This is a genomic window from Streptomyces marinisediminis (assembly GCF_026262575.1).
Taxonomy (GTDB): Bacteria; Actinomycetota; Actinomycetes; order Streptomycetales; family Streptomycetaceae; genus Streptomyces; species Streptomyces marinisediminis.
The window spans coordinates 1-340 of the sequence record NZ_JAPKFL010000131.1; the positions used below are offsets into that span (position 1 = coordinate 1).

At 82.1% G+C, this 340-nt stretch carries 1 protein-coding gene; it reads right to left on the reverse strand.

Annotation, left to right across the window (positions count from 1 at the left end; translation table 11 throughout):
- Window positions 1-273, reverse strand: a 273-nt coding sequence (locus tag OSB71_RS24390; RefSeq protein ID WP_265950968.1) for a KS-MAT linker domain-containing protein, incomplete at its 3' end; no start/stop codon positions are given.
- Window positions 274-340: the final 67 nt, after the last annotated feature.

A 340-nucleotide genomic window follows, 5' to 3' on the forward strand; every position in this document is an offset into this window, starting at 1 on the left:
GCCCTGCCCCGAGAACAGGAACGCGGTCTCCCCGCCGAACGCGGTGCCGCGCACCAGGCCGTCGGCCGTGTCGCGGCCAAGGGCCAGTTCGCCCAGCGCCGTCACCAGCGTGTCGCGGTCGGGGCCGACCACGACGGCCCGGTGCGGCAGGGCCGCACGGGTCGTGGCCAGCGCGTGGCCCACCCCGGCCAGGTCGGGCGCCGCGCCGCCGGCGGCGTACGCGCGCAGCCGCTCGGCCTGCGCGCGCAGCGCCCCCTCCGTCGCGCCGGACACGGGCCAGCACACCAGCCCCGGGGCCGGGTCGGCGCCGTCCGCGCCGCCGGCCGGTTCGGCCGCGCTG